This is a genomic window from Methylopila jiangsuensis (assembly GCF_027922305.1).
In the GTDB taxonomy this organism is placed as follows: Bacteria; Pseudomonadota; Alphaproteobacteria; order Rhizobiales; family Methylopilaceae; genus Methylopila; species Methylopila jiangsuensis.
This window is the reverse complement of the sequence record NZ_BSFK01000016.1, coordinates 756,443-771,475: the sequence shown is the minus strand read 5'-3', so window position 1 is coordinate 771,475 and position 15,033 is coordinate 756,443. Positions and strand designations below refer to the sequence as shown.

Here is a 15,033-nt window from a genome sequence, read left to right as displayed (position 1 = left end):
TCCGCCCCCTCACGAAAAATCGACGCCGTAGAACAGGGCGAACAGCGTGAACGCCGCCATGTTCTCGATGATCTGCGCGTCGGTGAGATCGGTCGCGAACTCGCCGACCAGCGCCTCCCGCACCGTGTCGGCTGCCGCCGCGTTGGTCGGCGTGGAGCCGAGCGCGAACGCCGGCGCATCGGTCACCGCTCGCTCGGTCGTGTTGGCCGTCGCCGCGCTCTGTCCCGACTGGAAATTGAACACCTTGCGCCCGACGCCCGGCCGGATCACGCCGGCGACGGTGCGCCATTTGCCGCGCGTGACAAATCCCGAGGCGGAGCCTGCCGTGTCGATGCCGCCCACATAGACGCCTGTCATGTTGAGCTGTCCGCCGGCCTCCACCTGCAGCCCGTCGCCGCCACCGGTCGGGATACGGTTGGAGAGCACGCGCGAGGTGCCCACGGCCGGCGCCGGCGTCCAGATCACGGCGATGGTGGTGCGGGCGGGCGTCGGCCGGATCGTGGTCCGAAGACGCTGACCGGCCGCCGCGTCCACCGTGACGCCGCCCGCCGAAAACGCCACGTCGCCAACCACTTCGGGGAGCACCCGCTCGTCGTTGTCGAAGTCGGCGAGGTTCACCAGGGCCTTTGCCGGGTCCGGCTCGAGGAAGTTGTGGAACAGAGCCAGCCCGTCCATGTGCGGCAGCGCGACGCCGAGCGGCGCGGCGTTCGGGTCGCCGTTCATCAGTCCAAAGGTTCGCGCCATCGTGCGGGGCTCCAACGCAAAAAGGCCCGCGCGAAGGCGGGCTGTCAGGGCGGGATCGGTAGAAGTCGAAGGATCAGGCGGCGACGCCGAGCAGCGCCACGAACTCGTCGTAGAGCGGGCGGTCGAGACCGAAGATCGCAGCGAACTGCGGCTTGATGAACGTCGCCGCCTCGGTGGTCCCGAGCGTCGTGGTGTGCGTGCCGTCCGAGGTGCGGGCCTGCCCGCCGTCCGTGCGCCAGTAGCGCCGATCGGTCGGGTCGCCCAACGCCATCTCCGGGTCGATGACGCCGCGGAGCGCCGGATGCGAAAGCGTGCGCAGCGCCGCCGAATAGGCGAGCCGGGTGTCGGCGCCGGCCCCCAGAACCTGACCGTCCTTGCTGGTGAAGGAGCCGGTGACGCGCGGCGTCTGGGTGGCGAGAACCACGCCAAGGGCGGCGGTGGCGTAGATGTCGAGCACCGCGCGGGTCCAGATCATCATCTGCTCCAGCGTGGCGCCAGCCTGCAGGTCGTTGGAGCCGAGGCCGAACATGACGTCGGTCGCGCCCGAACGACGCTCCTGCGCCAGAAGCTCCTCATGGTCGGCGAGCCAGTCCGCGAGCTTGCGGCCCTGCTGGGAGCCGTTCGGCGCATTGATGCCGAGCGCCGCCAGCGCCATCGGCGCATAGCCGTTGTCCACGTAGGACGACGAACCGCGGACAAAAACCGAGGGCTTCGCCGCCACGCGCTTCGTGCGGCCGCGTACCGCCACCGGGCCGAACATGCGCTCCGCGGCGAGCGCGGGCCGGTCGGCGGGCGCCGTGCGGGCGTGAGCGCCAGCCATCACGCCATCACCTTGCGCCAGATCGGCCGGGAGATGGCGTCCCCAGCGTCCGCCCGCCGACAGCAGCGTGCGCTCCTCAACGTTGTAGCCCGTCGCGCCCACTGGGACCGAGACGAACAGCTTGTCGGAGATGACCGTCTGTTCCGGCTCGATCAGCACCGCGTCGGCGCCGGCGAAAGTGACGGGATAGAGCGCGCCACCGAACTCGAACGCGGCCCGGGTCGTGTAGGCGGAGGCCACCACGTCGTCGTCCCAGCGCCACGAACTGAAGATGAACTCCAGCTCGATCGCGCCGTCGCCGAACGCCGCCGCCATGCGGCAGGTTTTCGGCCCGGTCGGGCTGTCGTAGTAGGACTGTTCCGCCATCACCCGCGTGCAGAGCGCCCGCGTCGCGCCGCTCGCGAACGGGATCGCCTCAGCCTGCTCCGCGCCGTCCGACCCGCCGATGCGCGTCAGGTCCGTGCGCAGCGCCGCGGTGAACTGCCACGGGTCCTTGAACACGGCCACCGCCACGCCCGGCACGCGCGCCACGAAGTGCATGTCGCCAAGGCGGCTCAGGTCGTCCTTCAGGCCCGCCGACCAGATGCACATGCCGCCGGCCGCCTTGACCACCGAGATGATCCGCATCCCGGGCACGTCGTACGTGCCGACAACGCCGGTGCGCGTCTCCACCTCGGTCGCACGCCCCTCCAGCGCGGTTGCGCGGCCCTCCAGTGTGGTGGCGCGGGTGGCAAGGGTCGTATCCGCGTCGCTGCGGGTCGTCGCCTCCGCCGCCAGCCCGGCTTCCAGCGCAGAAGCCCGCCCCTCCACGGCCGTCGCGCGGCCCGCAAGAGCGGCATCGGCCGCCTCAAGCGCGGCGACCCGCGCAGTAATGGCCCCGAGGTCTACGCCGCCAGCCGCATCGTCGGTGACGTCGTCAATATGGATCGCCGCGATGTCGGTCTGCTGACCGTTGCCGTAGACCCGGACGAGCGGGACGCCGTAGAGCGCGGTCGCCGGGATGGTGTAGGAGAGATCGCCCGGCGCGCCAGCCTTGCCGATCAGGGCCGAGGCGATGACCGGCCCGGCGGCCACGGTCGGCGCATAGGCCGCGCCCAGCCGCACGTTGCTGACGTGGGCCTTGTTCGCGTTGAGGTTCTGCCAGCGCAGCTCCACCGCGTTCTGTTCGGGGTCGGTCGGGTCTGCGGAGCGGGCGAAGACGGCCCGGACGAGGTAGGTCCGGCCCTGCTCGATCGCGAAGTCGATGCGGCGCGCGATGTCGAGATAGCCGGCGCCGGGGTCCGTGTCCTCGCCGCGGATGCGCAGCACCGAGCCCAGCGCGGAGCTGACCGCGATGACGCCGGCGGCGATCGGAGCGCGCGCCAGAGCCGGGCCGGTGAGCGCCGACGAGAACAGCCGGCGCGCGTCGCCCGGCCGCTCGTAGGCCTGCCCGACCAGATCGGTGATGGCGGCGAGGCCCGCAAGCGCGTTCTCGATCTTGCCGTCCAGCGTCGTGTCCGCGGCGGAGCGGGCGTCGGCTTCGGCGGCGAGCGCCACGCCGATCGCGTCCAGCGCAGCCGACACCTCCGCGAACGTGTCCAGCGCGCTCGGCGCGCCTGCGAGGATCGCGTCCACCGCACCGCGCGTCGCGCCGATCAGGGCCTCCAGCTTGCCGAGCGTGTTCCCAGCGCTCGTCGCCGCACCGACGATTCCGGCGTCGCCGGCAGAAATGCTTGCGCCGAGAGTGGTGACGGCGCTGTCCAGCGCGGACGAGAGCTTGGCGAGCGTGTCTCGAGTGGCAGGCACGCCGCCCTTGAGGTCGTCGCGCACAGCATCGATCGCCGTGCTCAGTTCGGCCAGCGTGTCGCGAGTGGCCGGAGCGCCCGCGAGAAGCGTGTCGAGCCGGATCTTGCTGGCTGCGCTTTCCGCCGCGACGGTCGCGATCTGCCCAGCCTGCGCGTCCACCTCGCTCTGCAGCGCGCTCAACTGCGCGAGCGCGGCCACGTCGAGCTGGAACACCAGCGACCAGGAGCCCGAGCCCGAAGCGCCCGCCTTTTTGTAGACGCCGTTCAGCGCCGCGGCGGCGTCCGAATGCACGATCGCCAGAGCGCCGGCCGGATAGGCGAGGTCCGCGTAGAGGCTCGCTCGCGTCGCCTTCGCCACCGACACCGCGCCGCTGATCCCGATCGCCGCCAGAGCCGCGTAGACGGCCGCGAAAATCGAGATGATCTCGGACTTCTCGGGTTCGTGTTCGGACGTGGACGGCAGCCCGTCCACCTCGTAATTGCGATAGGCGGTTCGGGCCAGATCAAGGATGCTCGCCATGTCGGCTCCAACAGAAAAAGGCCCGCATCGCGCGAGCCTCGGGCAGGTCAGGGACGGCGGCGGCCGTCAGGCGGGGATGGTGACTTCGGCGGGGCCGGTCGGGCCGGATCGCACGCCGGAAGCGTTTTCGGACGTGGCCCAATAGCGGTAGGTCGCGGCCGGCGAGACGGTCGTGTCGATCCAGGTCCGCGTGGCGCCGGCGGTGATTGCCAGCGGCCCGGAGACGTCGGTTGCGGCCCCGAAGCTGCCGCCCAAGCCCGCGCGCCAGATGCGCAGGGTTCGGTTGTTGGCGCTCTCTGAGGCGGCCGCCGTTACCGAGGCGCGGTCGTCGAGGTCGACGGCGGCAATGGAGACCGGCGCGAGCGGGGCCGCGTTGTCGGAGACGACGGTGATGGTCTCGATCGGTGACCAGTCGCCGGTGTCGGAATCGTCCGCCTCGCCATAGGCGGTCTGGACCTCGTAGACGGCGTCCTCGACAGCGTCGGAAAGCGTGCGGAGTTCGGTGTCGTTCGGTGCTGTCATGGTGCGCCAGGACGAGGTTCCGACCTTTCGGAATCGGCCCGACAGCGTGAGGTTCGGCCAGCCCTCCACGGGCGGGTTGGTGGCGCTGATCTTCGCCACCGTCACGCCGCCCACCGTCTCTCGCACCACTGACAGCGTCGGCAGCGGCGGGACCGGAATGTCATCGTCCTCGGTGTCCGCCGTGATCGCCGGCCGGCGGCCCTCCATCGCCGCGACCCACCGGCTATAGCGGTCCGGGCTGACCGAGACGAACTCCACCTCGTAGGTGCCGTTCTTCAGGCTGTTGTCCCGAAAATCCACGACCTCACAAGGCAGGCCGCGGGTATCGACGCTCTCCATGCTGTTGAGCATGAAATACCGCCGCCCCGACAGGTTCTCGCCGTAGCTGTTGACCAGCAATCGCCCGCGCACCTTCGCGGTCGCCCGGTCCATCTCGATGTCGGCGAGGCGATAGCCCTGCGCGTAGGACGTCACCCATTCGGCGGCGACCGGGCGCGAGACGATCGGCGCGCCTTCGTCGACCGAGGCCCCATCGACCGGATCGAGCTGAACCTTGTTGTAGCCGTGGTCCGGCGAGGCGATCTCCGGCAGAAGCCGGTTGATCCGCTCGTCCGCCTTGCGGCCCCGGCGGATGTCCATGTCGACGATGTGGCTGTCGTCGAGCACGAGCGCCGGGGTCTGGTAGTCGCCGGCGTAGAGGAAGAACGAGCCGTCTCCGACGCCGATCAGCATGCCGTCCATGGCCCGCAGGAGCGCGCCGATCACCTTCTCCCGCGGCGTCTCCGCGTCGAACCAGCCGCCGGCGGCGTAGCGCGGTTCCGTCGTCCCGTCCTTGCGCGCCACATCCTCGTCGCAGCGGTTCATGGCGGCGAGCCACCAGGCGATGGTCGGCGCGAAGACGGAGGCTGTCGGCAGACCGAAACCGGCCGGGTGCTTCGTCAGGTAATCCAGCAGCATCACCGCCGGGTTGCGGCTCCACCTCCACGTCGCAGGATCGGTCTCGATCTGCGCCGGATCGCGCGGGTCCCAGACGCGCCGCCATCGTCCGACCGCGGAAAGCTGCGGCAGGCCGAACGGGTAGCGCTTGGCGACGACCTTGGCGGACGGGCTCTCGCACGACAGGTGCGCGGACGCGATGCCGTCGAGGCGATGGCTCTCGGTCCAGATGTCGGCGGCGCCGAAGGCCGCCACCATGTCGGCGTAAGGCGTCTCGGGGACGTCGCCCAACCGCCAGTGGATCTTGACGACGCCCGAGCCGGCGTAGCGGCCCTTGTACGACTTGACCCACCCGTCGTCGCCGTCGCGGAACGACACCGGGTCCTCGTGCAGCCAGAACCGTTCGAAGGCGTCGATCCGCCCCTGATGGATTGCGATCACGTCGTGGCTGGTCGAGCCCTTCAGCTCGTAGGCCATGTAGGCGCCGGTGATGCGGCAGCGGCCATAGCCGTAGATGGCGGGCGGGATGCCCTGCTTGAGCATAAGGTTCCCGTCCTGCTTCGGCAGGTCGGGCTTGGGCGCCAGCAGCAGTTGCGCTCCGAGCAGCACGCCGGACAGCACCACGTTGCCGACGATGGATGACAGCGTCGCGCCCGCGATCGTGGTCGCGCCAAGCGTCGCGCCCGCCGTCCCGCCGATGGCGAAGATGGCCGCCCCGATCGCCGCCGGCATCAGACGTTCCAGACCATGTGGGGCTGCACCTTGATCGTGTCCGCGGAGAGCGAGACCACGCCGTCATGGCTACGGATCGCCCATCGCCGCGGGGTGCGGATGCAGCCGAAGGTCATGTGGCCGGGCCGCTCGACGCGCGGCACGCGGATCAGTCCGATGGCGCCGAGCCCCGCGCCCGCCGCGTCCACGCGCTCGAAACCTGCGGCCGTCGCCTGCGCGTTCAGCAGCGGCTCCACGCCGCCCGACGCCAGCAGCAGCCTGTGCGCCGACACACGGCCCGCGACGCGGCACTCATAGACCGAGGCGTCGAAGTCCGGTCGGACGATGCCGGCCCAGCGCGCGAGATAGAGCAGGCAGTGGTCGTTCGGCCAGAAGCGCGCGTCGGCGCCCACCCCGGCGAGATATTCGGCGAGGCGTTCCGCACGGTCGGAATGGATCATGTCAAACCTTCGGCCAGGCCTTGCGCTTGCCGGTCGAGAGCCCGTTCGTCCGCTCGCAGCCGCGGTCGCCGGGATGCAGCCGCTGCTGCTGCGCGTCGGTCCACGAGTGGAGCTGCGCGCCGGCGCGTCGGATCAGGTCCGTGGTGGCGGTCAGCGACACGGTTCGGGTCGCGCCGTCGAGGCTGTGGTCGCCGCCGGCGCGGTGCAGGCCGAATTCGCCGCCCTCGCCGCGCCAGCGCCAGCGGGCGCCGCCGATGATCTGCTGGTTGGCGTCGTAGAACACCTTGCCGACGTGGATGACGGCGCCCTCGGCAAGGTGCTGCTCCGCGTCGAAGATCGCGGCGAGTTCCGGGTCGAGGCCGCTCAGCGTGAACGTATTTTCGTCCGCCTGTCCGTTCATCATCTGCTTGAAGGCTGGCAGCTCCGCGATCCCCGGCAGGCCGCGATACCACGCGCCATCCTCGTCCTCGACGAGGTCGGCCGGCAGCTCCAGCCCGATCAGCGACGAGGCCAGCCGCGACACCTCGTCATTGGTCCACGCGATCCGCACCACTACGTCGATGCCTGCGGCGGTCTCCAGTCGCGGGTCCACGGGGATCTCGGGCCACGCGCTCATGCGGGTTCGCCGCGCAGGGACGTCAGGTGCTCCACAAAAGCGACGGAGGGGAACGACACGATGTCCTCCTCCACCTCCATGCCGTTGGGGTCTTCGAGCCGCATCAGGCAGCGGGGTCGGTTGAAGTCGATCGCCTCTCCTGCGCTCACCGCCTGCCGCAGCGGCGGGCTGATGCGCAGCTCGTAATCCGTAGAGCCGCCCGGGCCGGCGGCGGCCTCCAGCCCGATCACCTCGTAGAGCCGGGCGCCGGCGAGCGGGTGGACGATGGTGAACGGCTCCGCGCCGATCAGCGGCTCCGCGTTCCAGACCCGGACCCTGAGCGCCACGGCGGCATGGGCCGCGGGAGACAGGACTTCCGCGGTGATCGTGGCCGTGGCGTATTCCGAGCCGTCGCTGAACGGCGAACCGTCCGAGTGCGGCGCGGAGCCCATGGCGGTCACCCCTTGCGCGAAATACGGCCGCCGTTCGAGCGGCACCACGATCGCCGTCGCGCCGTTGCGCTGGCGGGCGCGGATCGCGCGCCAGGTGGCCCACTCCTCGCGGGTCTCCAGAAACACCTCCTGCATCTCGATCCGCCAGAGGCCTCCGCGCCCGATCGGCAGCCGGTCGGGGCTGGCGCCCTCGATCGACCGCAGGCCCTCGATCACGCCGCCGATCACCTGCCAGCTCATGGTCTGGCACTGCAGCAGATCGGTCGGATAGGTGTCGGGCGTCATCACGACCACCCGAGCCGGCGCTCACGCGCGGCCTGCGCCGACGCCCCGCGGCGCGACACCTCCACGGCCTGCCCGGCGGCGGAGGCCGCTTCCTGCCGCGCCACCGGCCGGGACTGCTTCTCCACCGTCGCCTTGATGAACTTGCTGTCCAGCTCCAGCTTCACCAGCGCCCCGGCGATCCGGGCGTCGGCGGACGGCGCCGGCTCCGCGGCTGGCGCGCGCACCGAGGCCCAACTGTCCCAGTTGTCGTTCCCGTAGCCGTAGTCGTCGTTCGCAACGTACCCGCCCATTGCATAGGCCCCGGCGAAGCGGCCGGCGTTGATCGCCTCCAGCAGGCCGCGGTTCGAGCGCGTCGCCGCCGCGTTGACCACGAATTCGCCGGCGGAGAGCCGCGCCACCACGCTGTCGCTGGTGTCCGTGCCGGGGCCGGTGACGTGGCCGCCCTCCGCGAAACCGAACAGCTTCAGTCCGAGCCCCAGCGCCGACCCGAACCAGTCGCCGCCGCCCGCGGCCCCTGCGGCCCCGGCTGCGGCGTTGGCCCCGCCGCCGCTGAACAGCGACTGGAACAAACCGCCAAGGCCGGTCGCCTGCTGTCCGAGCCCCCCGAGGCCGGAGGTGGCCGCCTGCGCGTTCTGCGTCAGGTTGGTCAGCGCGGACGCCGCCTCCGTGGTCTGCGGCGCGATCGAGGCTGTTGCGGCCGGGCTGTTGAACGCGGTGCGCAGCCAGTCCGGCGCGTTGGCGCCCTGTCCGCCGGCGCCCCAGACGCCCGGCGTCCCGAAGCCGACGTGCATGGAGCCCGGCGCCATATAGCCCGGCCCCGCGCCGAAGCCGGTGACGCCGTTGGCGCGGGCCTGCCGCACAATGTCCTGATAGATCGGCACGTCGGCCGGGTTCGACCAGTCGAGCCGGCGACCGTTCTGCGAGAAGAACACGTCGGCCGCATTGCCGTGGTCGTGCCGCGTCGAGCCCACCCGCGCGCCGACCGATCCGATGCCCGGCTGCCCGCCCGAGAACACCTCCATGGAGATGCCCTTGTCCTTCAGGAACGAGAAGGCGTTCACCAGCGACGGGTCGAGCGGCTGGCTTCGGGTCGCGCCTCCGTTCGAGTATTTGAGCCAGCCGCCGGCGTCCAAGGCCTGCGCCGCCGCGTTGGCGCCGTTGTCGTTCACCCCGAGCGGCGCCAGCGGCGAGCGCGTCACGTCGGAGAGCGTAGGCAGGCCCGGCACGGCTCCGCCAAGCACCACATGATAAGGCCGCTGCGCCGATCCGTCCGGTTTCGCGCCGCCAATCCCCAGCTCCTTCAAGCCCGGGATGCTCTCGCCGAGCATGCCCCACGCCTGATCGTACATGTTGTCCCAGGCCTTCTTGCGCGCGTCCTCCAGCAGCTTCCGGCCGGCGTCTGCGAACGACTTGCCCACGCCGTCGCCGCTGGCGAGCCCATCGCCCAGCGTGCTCCACGCGTCCCGGCCCATCTCCTTCATCTCGCGGAGCGCGTCGGTCGCACGCATGATCGCGGCCGTGGTTCGGCCATACTCGCTCTCAGGATCGAATCCGGCGGAGCGGATGCGGTCGCGGATCGCCGCCTCCCGGTCCGACAGGAACACCGCCTCCCGCTCATGCAACAGATCGCGCTCAAGGGCCGCCTTGCGGGTCGCCTCGTTCAGCTTCGTCGTCGCGTCCACCTCCCGCAGGATCGCCGCCACCGCGGCGTCCGAGACGCGGCTGTAGTCGCCGGTGAGCTGGTAGGCCCGCTGACGCGCCTCGTTCATGAGGTCGCTCGTCATCCGCAGGCGTTCGGTCTCGATCGCCGTCTTGCCCACCGACTGGCGCTCGATCACCGCCGCGTCCACGCGCTGCCGGGTCGCCTCCACCTGCTGGTCGGCGTAGTCCTGCGCCTCGCGGCGCGCCTGCGCGTAGACGGCTGCGGAGGCCCGCGCGGCCTCGGCGTCGGCGTTCACGCGGCGGCTGACGTCCTCCAGCGCGTCGGCGCGCGCGCGGTCGGCGGCGATGGCCGCCCGCTGCGCCACCGTCCGCGCCTCGATCTCGCGCAGGTCGAAGCCGTGCGCGGACCGCGAGCGGCGCTCCGCGTCGATCGTGTCCCGGTTGATCCGCGCCATCTCCAGCGCCCGGGCGCGATCGGCCTCCAGCCGGCGCGCCGCATCGTTGCTGAACTGCGGATCGTCCCGCACCTGATCCCAACGACGGTCGTAGGCCACCTGTCCGCGCTCAGCCGCCGTCCGGGCGTTGATCTCGCGGAGAGACAGGCTGAAGCGGTCGGCGCGGAGCTTGGCGAGAGCGTCGGCGGCGGAGGTCCCGAACAGGTCGAGAGCCCCCTTCGCCCCCATAACCGCGCGCTGCGCGTCATACGAGCGCTTGGTGATGTCACGTAGTTCGACCGCGATGTCCTGCAGCCGCTTGTTCATCGGGTTGGACGACGAGATGTCGTTCAGACTTTCACGAAACCGCTCCACTTCAGGCTGCCCGGAACGGATGCTTGAGACGAGGTCCTGGATCGGCCCCTCGAACGCTTTGTAGCGGTTCGCGACGACGAAGTTGAAATCGGCGCCGCCCGCGTTGCGGCGGTACTCGGTCGTGCCGAGCTCAGACATGTCCGCTCGGGCGGCCTTCTGATAGCTCTCCTGCAGAAGCCTCGCGTTCTGGACCGCGTTGAAACGCACGATTTTCTCGCTCTCGGCCGCGTACTCGCGCACCGCCTTTGCGGCGTCTCCATAAAGCTCGCGAATGCGCGCGACGGTCTCCCGATGGCTGTCCAAAGCCCGCTGCGATTTGTCCGCGCCGCTCGTCACCGAATTGAAGAAGTATGCGCCGGCGGCCGCCGCGCCGGCGAAGCCGAGAATGGCGAGGTTCAAAGGACTGATGAGGAACGTCAGCAGCCCGGTCCCGAGCGACCTGAGCGCCGCGCCCACGCCCACATTCGGCCCGAAGATCTGAACCGTCTGGAGGCCCTGCTGCAGGAACGTCGTGTAGACCGGCTGCCCGGTCATCAGGCCCATGAAGAAGTCGTTGGCGTTGTAGGACACCTGCTGCAGCTCGTGCGCGGCGAGCTTCAGGCCGCCGGCCGCCTCCCGGCCGCTGGCGCCCATGCCGGCGAGCTTACGGGACGCCTCGATGTTCGCCAGATTGTCGCCGCCAAGCTGCCCCAGCCGGTCCCAACCGCCGGCGCGATGCACGGTCTGTGCCGCTGCCGCGCGCTCTGCTTCACGGGTCGTCGCCGCCAGCGCGTCCTCCGCCTGCCGCGCCGCCGCCGCCGTGCCGTTGAGGACGCCGATCTGCTCGCTAAACGCGCTCTTGGCCCGGGACAGCGCCGCAGCGCGCTCCACATCGTTGATGGCGCCGACCTTGTGCGCTCGGTTGATCTCCTCCAGCTCGTTCCGGTAGCGCTCCTGCGCGGCGAACAGCGGGGAGAACCGTGCCCGAAGCCCGTCCATCTCCGCGCCATACGCCTTGATGTCCTCGCCCCTCTGCGCCGTGCCGAAATCGGTGCGCACGCCGAGACGCCCGTTGATCGTGTCCTGGGATCGCTGCGCGTTGGCGATCGCCGCCGCGTCGGCGGCCGCGCGTTCCGCGGCGACCAGCTTTTGGGCAGCCGCCGAGGCCGAATTGAACCGGGTCTCCGCCTCAGCCACCGCCGCGGAGAACTCTCGCTGGGTCACCAGGCCATAGGCCGACATGCGCTGAAGGTCCGTCACCTCCTGGGTGAACTTCGCCGTGGCGGCCGCCACCGGGTCCAGGTGCTCGCGCAGGCCCATGGCCGCGGCCTCGATCCGTCGAAGCTCCCGCTCGAACGCCTGAGCGCTTTCCCGCGCCGCGCCCTTCACCTCCTCTTCCATGATGCCAAGCGAGCGGTTGAACGCCGACTGGTCGATGGACGGCAGCCCCATCGTGCCGGCCGCCTCAAGCGCCCGCTGCATGCGCTCGATCTCGCGCGCCGCCGCGTCGGCGCTGATGGCGCCGTTGTCCATCGTGCGCACCATGCGGTCAAAATCCCGCTGGAACCGGGCGTAGGCGGCGGCCGCCCGGTCGACACGAGCCTGATGCTTTTCCCACGCGCGCGCCGCCGCGTCCTGCTTGCGCGAATTCACGTCAGACGCGTCGCCCGCCTCGGACACCGCGCGCGTGACGCCCGTGTGCGCGTCCTTGACAGCGTCGAGGTCCGCCCGGAGCTTGTCGAGGCCGACCGAGCGGCCGCGCACGGTCAGCTCGCGGATGGCCGAGAGTGTCATCGCCATGGGGAGGCTTCCAGTTGGACGGGTGGCTTAAGGCGTTGATCGCCGTGACGTGCGTGGCCGTGCTGGCCTATGTAGGCTGGTTCGGCTGGACACAGTATTCAGCCCATCAAGCGAAAATTGAACGCGCGATGCGAGCTGAGGAAGATCGCCAGGAATTATTTGAAATCTCTAAAGCCAAACCCGGCGAGGATGACAAAGTCAGGAGCTGGTGCAGTCAGGCAGATTATTCGCTTCGCCATACTGAGCTTCGAAGCAATGAATATCTAAGGCAGATTATTAATAACTGCAATATACTTGGATATCTACGCTGATAAATACACTTCTCGGTATCTACATCACCGCATTTTTGTCTGCCTGCCGCTTGCACATCGCCCCGCGAGTTGCGCAGCACCGCAGTCTCTGAACCATTCAACCGGACCTTAGGAAAGGCCCCGATCCCTCGGGGCCTTTTGCTTGTGGGGGCCAAGTCAGGCGGGTTCCCGAAGTGAGAACTTAGCCCTTGTTCCCAAAGCGGGAACCTGCTATGTTCCCCTCATGCAGATCATCGCGCGCCGCACGCTGAAGGCTTTCTGGGACGTCCATCCCGACGCCGAAACGCCGCTGGCGGTGTGGTTCAAGCGCGTCGAGAAGGCGGACTGGAGCGGCCCGCAGGACGTGAAGGACATGTTCGGATCGGCCGACTTCGTGGCCGACGACCGCGTGATCTTCAACATCGGCGGCAACAAGTACCGCCTGATCGTCCGCGTCTCCTACCCGTTCAAGCGCGTGATGATCAAATTCGTTGGTACGCACAAAGAGTACGACAAGATCAACCCGGAGACCGTGTGATGGACATTCGCCCGATCCGCACCGAAGCCGATTACGACTGGGCTCTCGCCGAGGTCGAGCGCTATTTCGACGAGCCGCCCGCGATTGGCTCGCCGGAAGGCGATCGGTTCGACGTGCTCTCCACCCTGATCGCCTCCTATGAGGCGGAGCGCTTCCCCCTGCCCGATCTTGACCCGATCGAAGCCCTGAAGGCGTTCATGGAGAGCGCCGGCAAGACCCAGGCCGATCTCGCCGAACTGTTCGGATCTAAGTCCCGCGCCTCCGAGGTGCTCAACCGGAAGCGCGCGCTCACGCTCAACATGGTTTATCGCCTGCGCGCCGATTGGGGCCTCCCGTCCGACCTCGTCGCCAGACCTTACGATCTACGGGCGGCGTGACGACGAGGTAGCTCATTCATCCTCACGCCACCAGCGTCAGGAACTCCTCCAGAACCTCGGCCGCCAGTTCCTGGTCCCTGTCCAAAACAAGCTGCGCTTTCAGCCTTAAATCGTCGACAGTCCGCGCCGGCGTCTTCACGAGGTCGCCAAGGATGCCGTCGATCTCGGTAATGATCTCGGCCTGTCGCCGGTGGCAGCCATCAAGGTCGCATCGCGCCCGCGCGGCCCTGTCCCGCTGAAAATGCGAAACGTTCGCCTCTCTCTGCCGCCTGTGCCGGTCCCTCACCATCTCGTCGAAGGGCAGGCTCTCGTTGTTGCCCACCTCGATCCTGACGGGGCGGCTGGCGTAGTAAGCGGTCTCCGCCGCGACCGACGCCCGGACCGCCACCTCGTGCCGAGCTTCAGCCTCCGCGAGGCGCGCGGCGAAAGCGCGGAACACCTCCGAAACCGTCTCCGGCGCGCCGCTCGTCAGATACACCACCCCGCCGGCGAACGCGGCGCCAGCAATGTGCCCGAAGAAGCCGCGGCGCGAAGGTTGCGGCGCGTCGTGTTCTTCCGTGGTAGAGTCGTGGTTAGCCATTCGCCGGTGCTCCTATCAGCGGCGTTTCGGTGATGGGGCGCGATTGGCCTGCCCGCCTTTCGCGCCCCGGCTATTTCAGGAAGCGACCGGAGTGAACTTCCACGCTTCTTGTTCGACGCCGTGGACGGCTACTCCGACCGAAATCGCATACGATTCAATATGCTCTCGGAATTCGGGGTCGCCCTTGAAGCGCCGCACCGTGTCTGCGACCAGATCCATTGCCTTCACGGTGAGCGCTTCGGGTTGAAGCTCGAACAGAATGTCGTTGCCGAAGCTTGAGAACTTGACCCAGATTTCGATGCCTTGTGCGTCCAGAGCTTCGAGACGGCGGTCGACTTCCGAGGCGCAATTCTGAAAATGGATGATATTCCCGCTCACGCCGCTGCCCCCCGCTCATCGGCGTTGAAAATTTGCGCCAGCTTTGCCACCCCCTTCGGCGTGATCAGAGGCTGGTAGTACGTCTTCGGGCCATCAGGCCCGTCCACGGTACTCGGCTTATTTTCGAGGTAACCGGCCTCGATCTTCGTTTGATAAGCGGTGTCCCGCCCACCCGGGCGTCTGTACAGCCACCCGTTGGACCGCAGCCAGCGGGTGAGCCAGCGCGGCGGCTTGTTAAGTGATTTCGCCGCGACCGTGGGGCAGACCGACCCGAACGACTCCGAGATGCGGTCGAGCGCGTCAAGTTTCGGCTTGGCGTCGGTAAGAGCGCCTTCGAGCGCGATGACCTTCTCGCTGTACGTCAGCAGCAATCCCCGCATCGCCGCCGGGTCGTTCAGAACCTGGATGGGGTCTCCGCCGCGGCGCGCCATCAGTTCGCGCTCCATCGCGTTAAAAGCCGCAATGTATGCCAACTTAAACTTGAGCGGCTTCGCGCCAGTGAAACCCATCGCGACCAGCGTGAACCCGTCGCGGTTCATCGAGTAGTTCCGCAGCGGCCGCCCGCCGCCGTCGCGCGGCGACGTTCGCTCGATGAACATGTTTGCCAAACCCGGATTTTCGGGTTTGCCGGACTCGATCAGGTTGGCAATCGCTTCCATCACATGGTCATGGCGCTTCCCGAAGAACGCAGCCACATCCCGGCTGTCCGCAAGCACCTCGCCGTTTTCGATCCGCACGATCGGATTGCGCTCCGCCTCGTTCGGAAGCATATCGTTGGTCGTCATCTGTG

General features: G+C 68.8%; 13 protein-coding genes. 3 read left to right on the top strand and 10 right to left on the bottom strand.

Annotated features, from left to right (window positions below; genetic code table 11):
* Positions 1-9: 9 nt before the first annotated feature.
* From PKE85_RS16600 to PKE85_RS16570, 7 genes are all read right to left on the bottom strand, one after another.
* Positions 10-744, bottom strand: a complete 735-nt coding sequence (locus PKE85_RS16600; RefSeq protein ID WP_271205877.1) for a hypothetical protein — start codon at positions 742-744, stop codon at positions 10-12.
* A 73-nt stretch (positions 745-817) separates the two neighbouring features.
* A complete protein-coding gene (locus PKE85_RS16595; protein ID WP_271205876.1) occupies positions 818-3,868 on the bottom strand; it encodes a hypothetical protein in 3,051 nt (1,016 codons plus the stop codon).
* A 66-nt stretch (positions 3,869-3,934) separates the two neighbouring features.
* A complete protein-coding gene (locus PKE85_RS16590) occupies positions 3,935-6,058 on the bottom strand; it encodes a phage tail protein (RefSeq protein WP_271205875.1) in 2,124 nt (707 codons plus the stop codon).
* Positions 6,058-6,498 carry a hypothetical protein gene (locus PKE85_RS16585; RefSeq protein ID WP_271205874.1) on the bottom strand — a complete coding sequence of 147 codons (441 nt, stop codon included), beginning with the start codon at positions 6,496-6,498 and terminating at the stop codon, positions 6,058-6,060. The genes PKE85_RS16590 and PKE85_RS16585 overlap by 1 nt, the downstream gene beginning before the upstream one ends.
* A 1-nt stretch (position 6,499) precedes the next feature.
* A complete protein-coding gene (locus PKE85_RS16580) occupies positions 6,500-7,114 on the bottom strand; it encodes a hypothetical protein (RefSeq protein ID WP_271205873.1) in 615 nt (204 codons plus the stop codon).
* Complete coding sequence (locus tag PKE85_RS16575) at positions 7,111-7,830, bottom strand: hypothetical protein (RefSeq protein ID WP_271205872.1); 720 nt, start codon at positions 7,828-7,830, stop codon at positions 7,111-7,113. The genes PKE85_RS16580 and PKE85_RS16575 overlap by 4 nt, the downstream gene beginning before the upstream one ends.
* Positions 7,830-12,080 (bottom strand): phage tail length tape measure family protein, encoded by a 4,251-nt coding sequence (locus tag PKE85_RS16570; protein ID WP_271205871.1) that lies wholly within the window; start codon positions 12,078-12,080, stop codon positions 7,830-7,832. The genes PKE85_RS16575 and PKE85_RS16570 overlap by 1 nt, the downstream gene beginning before the upstream one ends.
* A 14-nt stretch (positions 12,081-12,094) precedes the next feature.
* Between PKE85_RS16570 and PKE85_RS16565 the strand changes: the two genes are divergently transcribed.
* The 3 genes from PKE85_RS16565 to PKE85_RS16555 all read left to right on the top strand — a co-directional run bounded on the left by PKE85_RS16565 (position 12,095) and on the right by PKE85_RS16555 (position 13,285).
* The gene (locus PKE85_RS16565; RefSeq protein ID WP_271205870.1) at positions 12,095-12,391 is read left to right on the top strand and encodes a hypothetical protein; all 297 of its coding nucleotides are present in this window, start codon (positions 12,095-12,097) and stop codon (positions 12,389-12,391) included.
* 223 nt (positions 12,392-12,614) lie between these two features.
* On the top strand, positions 12,615-12,908 hold the full coding sequence (locus tag PKE85_RS16560; protein WP_271205869.1) for a type II toxin-antitoxin system HigB family toxin: 294 nt from the start codon (positions 12,615-12,617) through the stop codon (positions 12,906-12,908).
* On the top strand, positions 12,908-13,285 hold the full coding sequence (locus tag PKE85_RS16555) for a helix-turn-helix domain-containing protein (protein ID WP_271205868.1): 378 nt from the start codon (positions 12,908-12,910) through the stop codon (positions 13,283-13,285). Before PKE85_RS16560 ends, PKE85_RS16555 begins: the two co-directional genes overlap by 1 nt.
* A gap of 22 nt (positions 13,286-13,307) precedes the next feature.
* On the opposite strand, the gene PKE85_RS16550 is transcribed toward PKE85_RS16555, so the two are convergent.
* From PKE85_RS16550 to PKE85_RS16540, 3 genes are all read right to left on the bottom strand, one after another.
* Complete coding sequence (locus tag PKE85_RS16550) at positions 13,308-13,865, bottom strand: hypothetical protein (RefSeq protein ID WP_271205867.1); 558 nt, start codon at positions 13,863-13,865, stop codon at positions 13,308-13,310.
* Between the two features lie 75 nt (positions 13,866-13,940).
* Positions 13,941-14,243, bottom strand: a complete 303-nt coding sequence (locus PKE85_RS16545) for a hypothetical protein (protein WP_271205866.1) — start codon at positions 14,241-14,243, stop codon at positions 13,941-13,943.
* On the bottom strand, positions 14,240-15,028 hold the full coding sequence (locus tag PKE85_RS16540; protein ID WP_271205865.1) for a Rha family transcriptional regulator: 789 nt from the start codon (positions 15,026-15,028) through the stop codon (positions 14,240-14,242). The genes PKE85_RS16545 and PKE85_RS16540 overlap by 4 nt, the downstream gene beginning before the upstream one ends.
* Between the last annotated feature and the right edge of the window lie 5 nt (positions 15,029-15,033).

Excerpts from the sequence above, each read along its gene's own strand:
- PKE85_RS16575 (WP_271205872.1), bottom strand. The coding sequence starts at position 7,830 with ATGACGCCCGACACCTATCCGACCGATCTGCTGCAGTGCCAGACCATG.
- PKE85_RS16570 (WP_271205871.1), bottom strand. The coding sequence starts at position 12,080 with ATGGCGATGACACTCTCGGCCATCCGCGAGCTGACCGTGCGCGGCCGC.
- PKE85_RS16540 (WP_271205865.1), bottom strand. The coding sequence starts at position 15,028 with ATGACGACCAACGATATGCTTCCGAACGAGGCGGAGCGCAATCCGATC.
- PKE85_RS16595 (WP_271205876.1), bottom strand. The coding sequence starts at position 3,868 with ATGGCGAGCATCCTTGATCTGGCCCGAACCGCCTATCGCAATTACGAG.
- PKE85_RS16555 (WP_271205868.1), top strand. The coding sequence starts at position 12,908 with ATGGACATTCGCCCGATCCGCACCGAAGCCGATTACGACTGGGCTCTC.
- PKE85_RS16560 (WP_271205869.1), top strand. The coding sequence starts at position 12,615 with ATGCAGATCATCGCGCGCCGCACGCTGAAGGCTTTCTGGGACGTCCAT.
- PKE85_RS16590 (WP_271205875.1), bottom strand. The coding sequence starts at position 6,058 with ATGCCGGCGGCGATCGGGGCGGCCATCTTCGCCATCGGCGGGACGGCG.
- PKE85_RS16550 (WP_271205867.1), bottom strand. The coding sequence starts at position 13,865 with ATGGCTAACCACGACTCTACCACGGAAGAACACGACGCGCCGCAACCT.
- PKE85_RS16585 (WP_271205874.1), bottom strand. The coding sequence starts at position 6,498 with ATGATCCATTCCGACCGTGCGGAACGCCTCGCCGAATATCTCGCCGGG.
- PKE85_RS16580 (WP_271205873.1), bottom strand. The coding sequence starts at position 7,114 with ATGAGCGCGTGGCCCGAGATCCCCGTGGACCCGCGACTGGAGACCGCC.
- PKE85_RS16600 (WP_271205877.1), bottom strand. The coding sequence starts at position 744 with ATGGCGCGAACCTTTGGACTGATGAACGGCGACCCGAACGCCGCGCCG.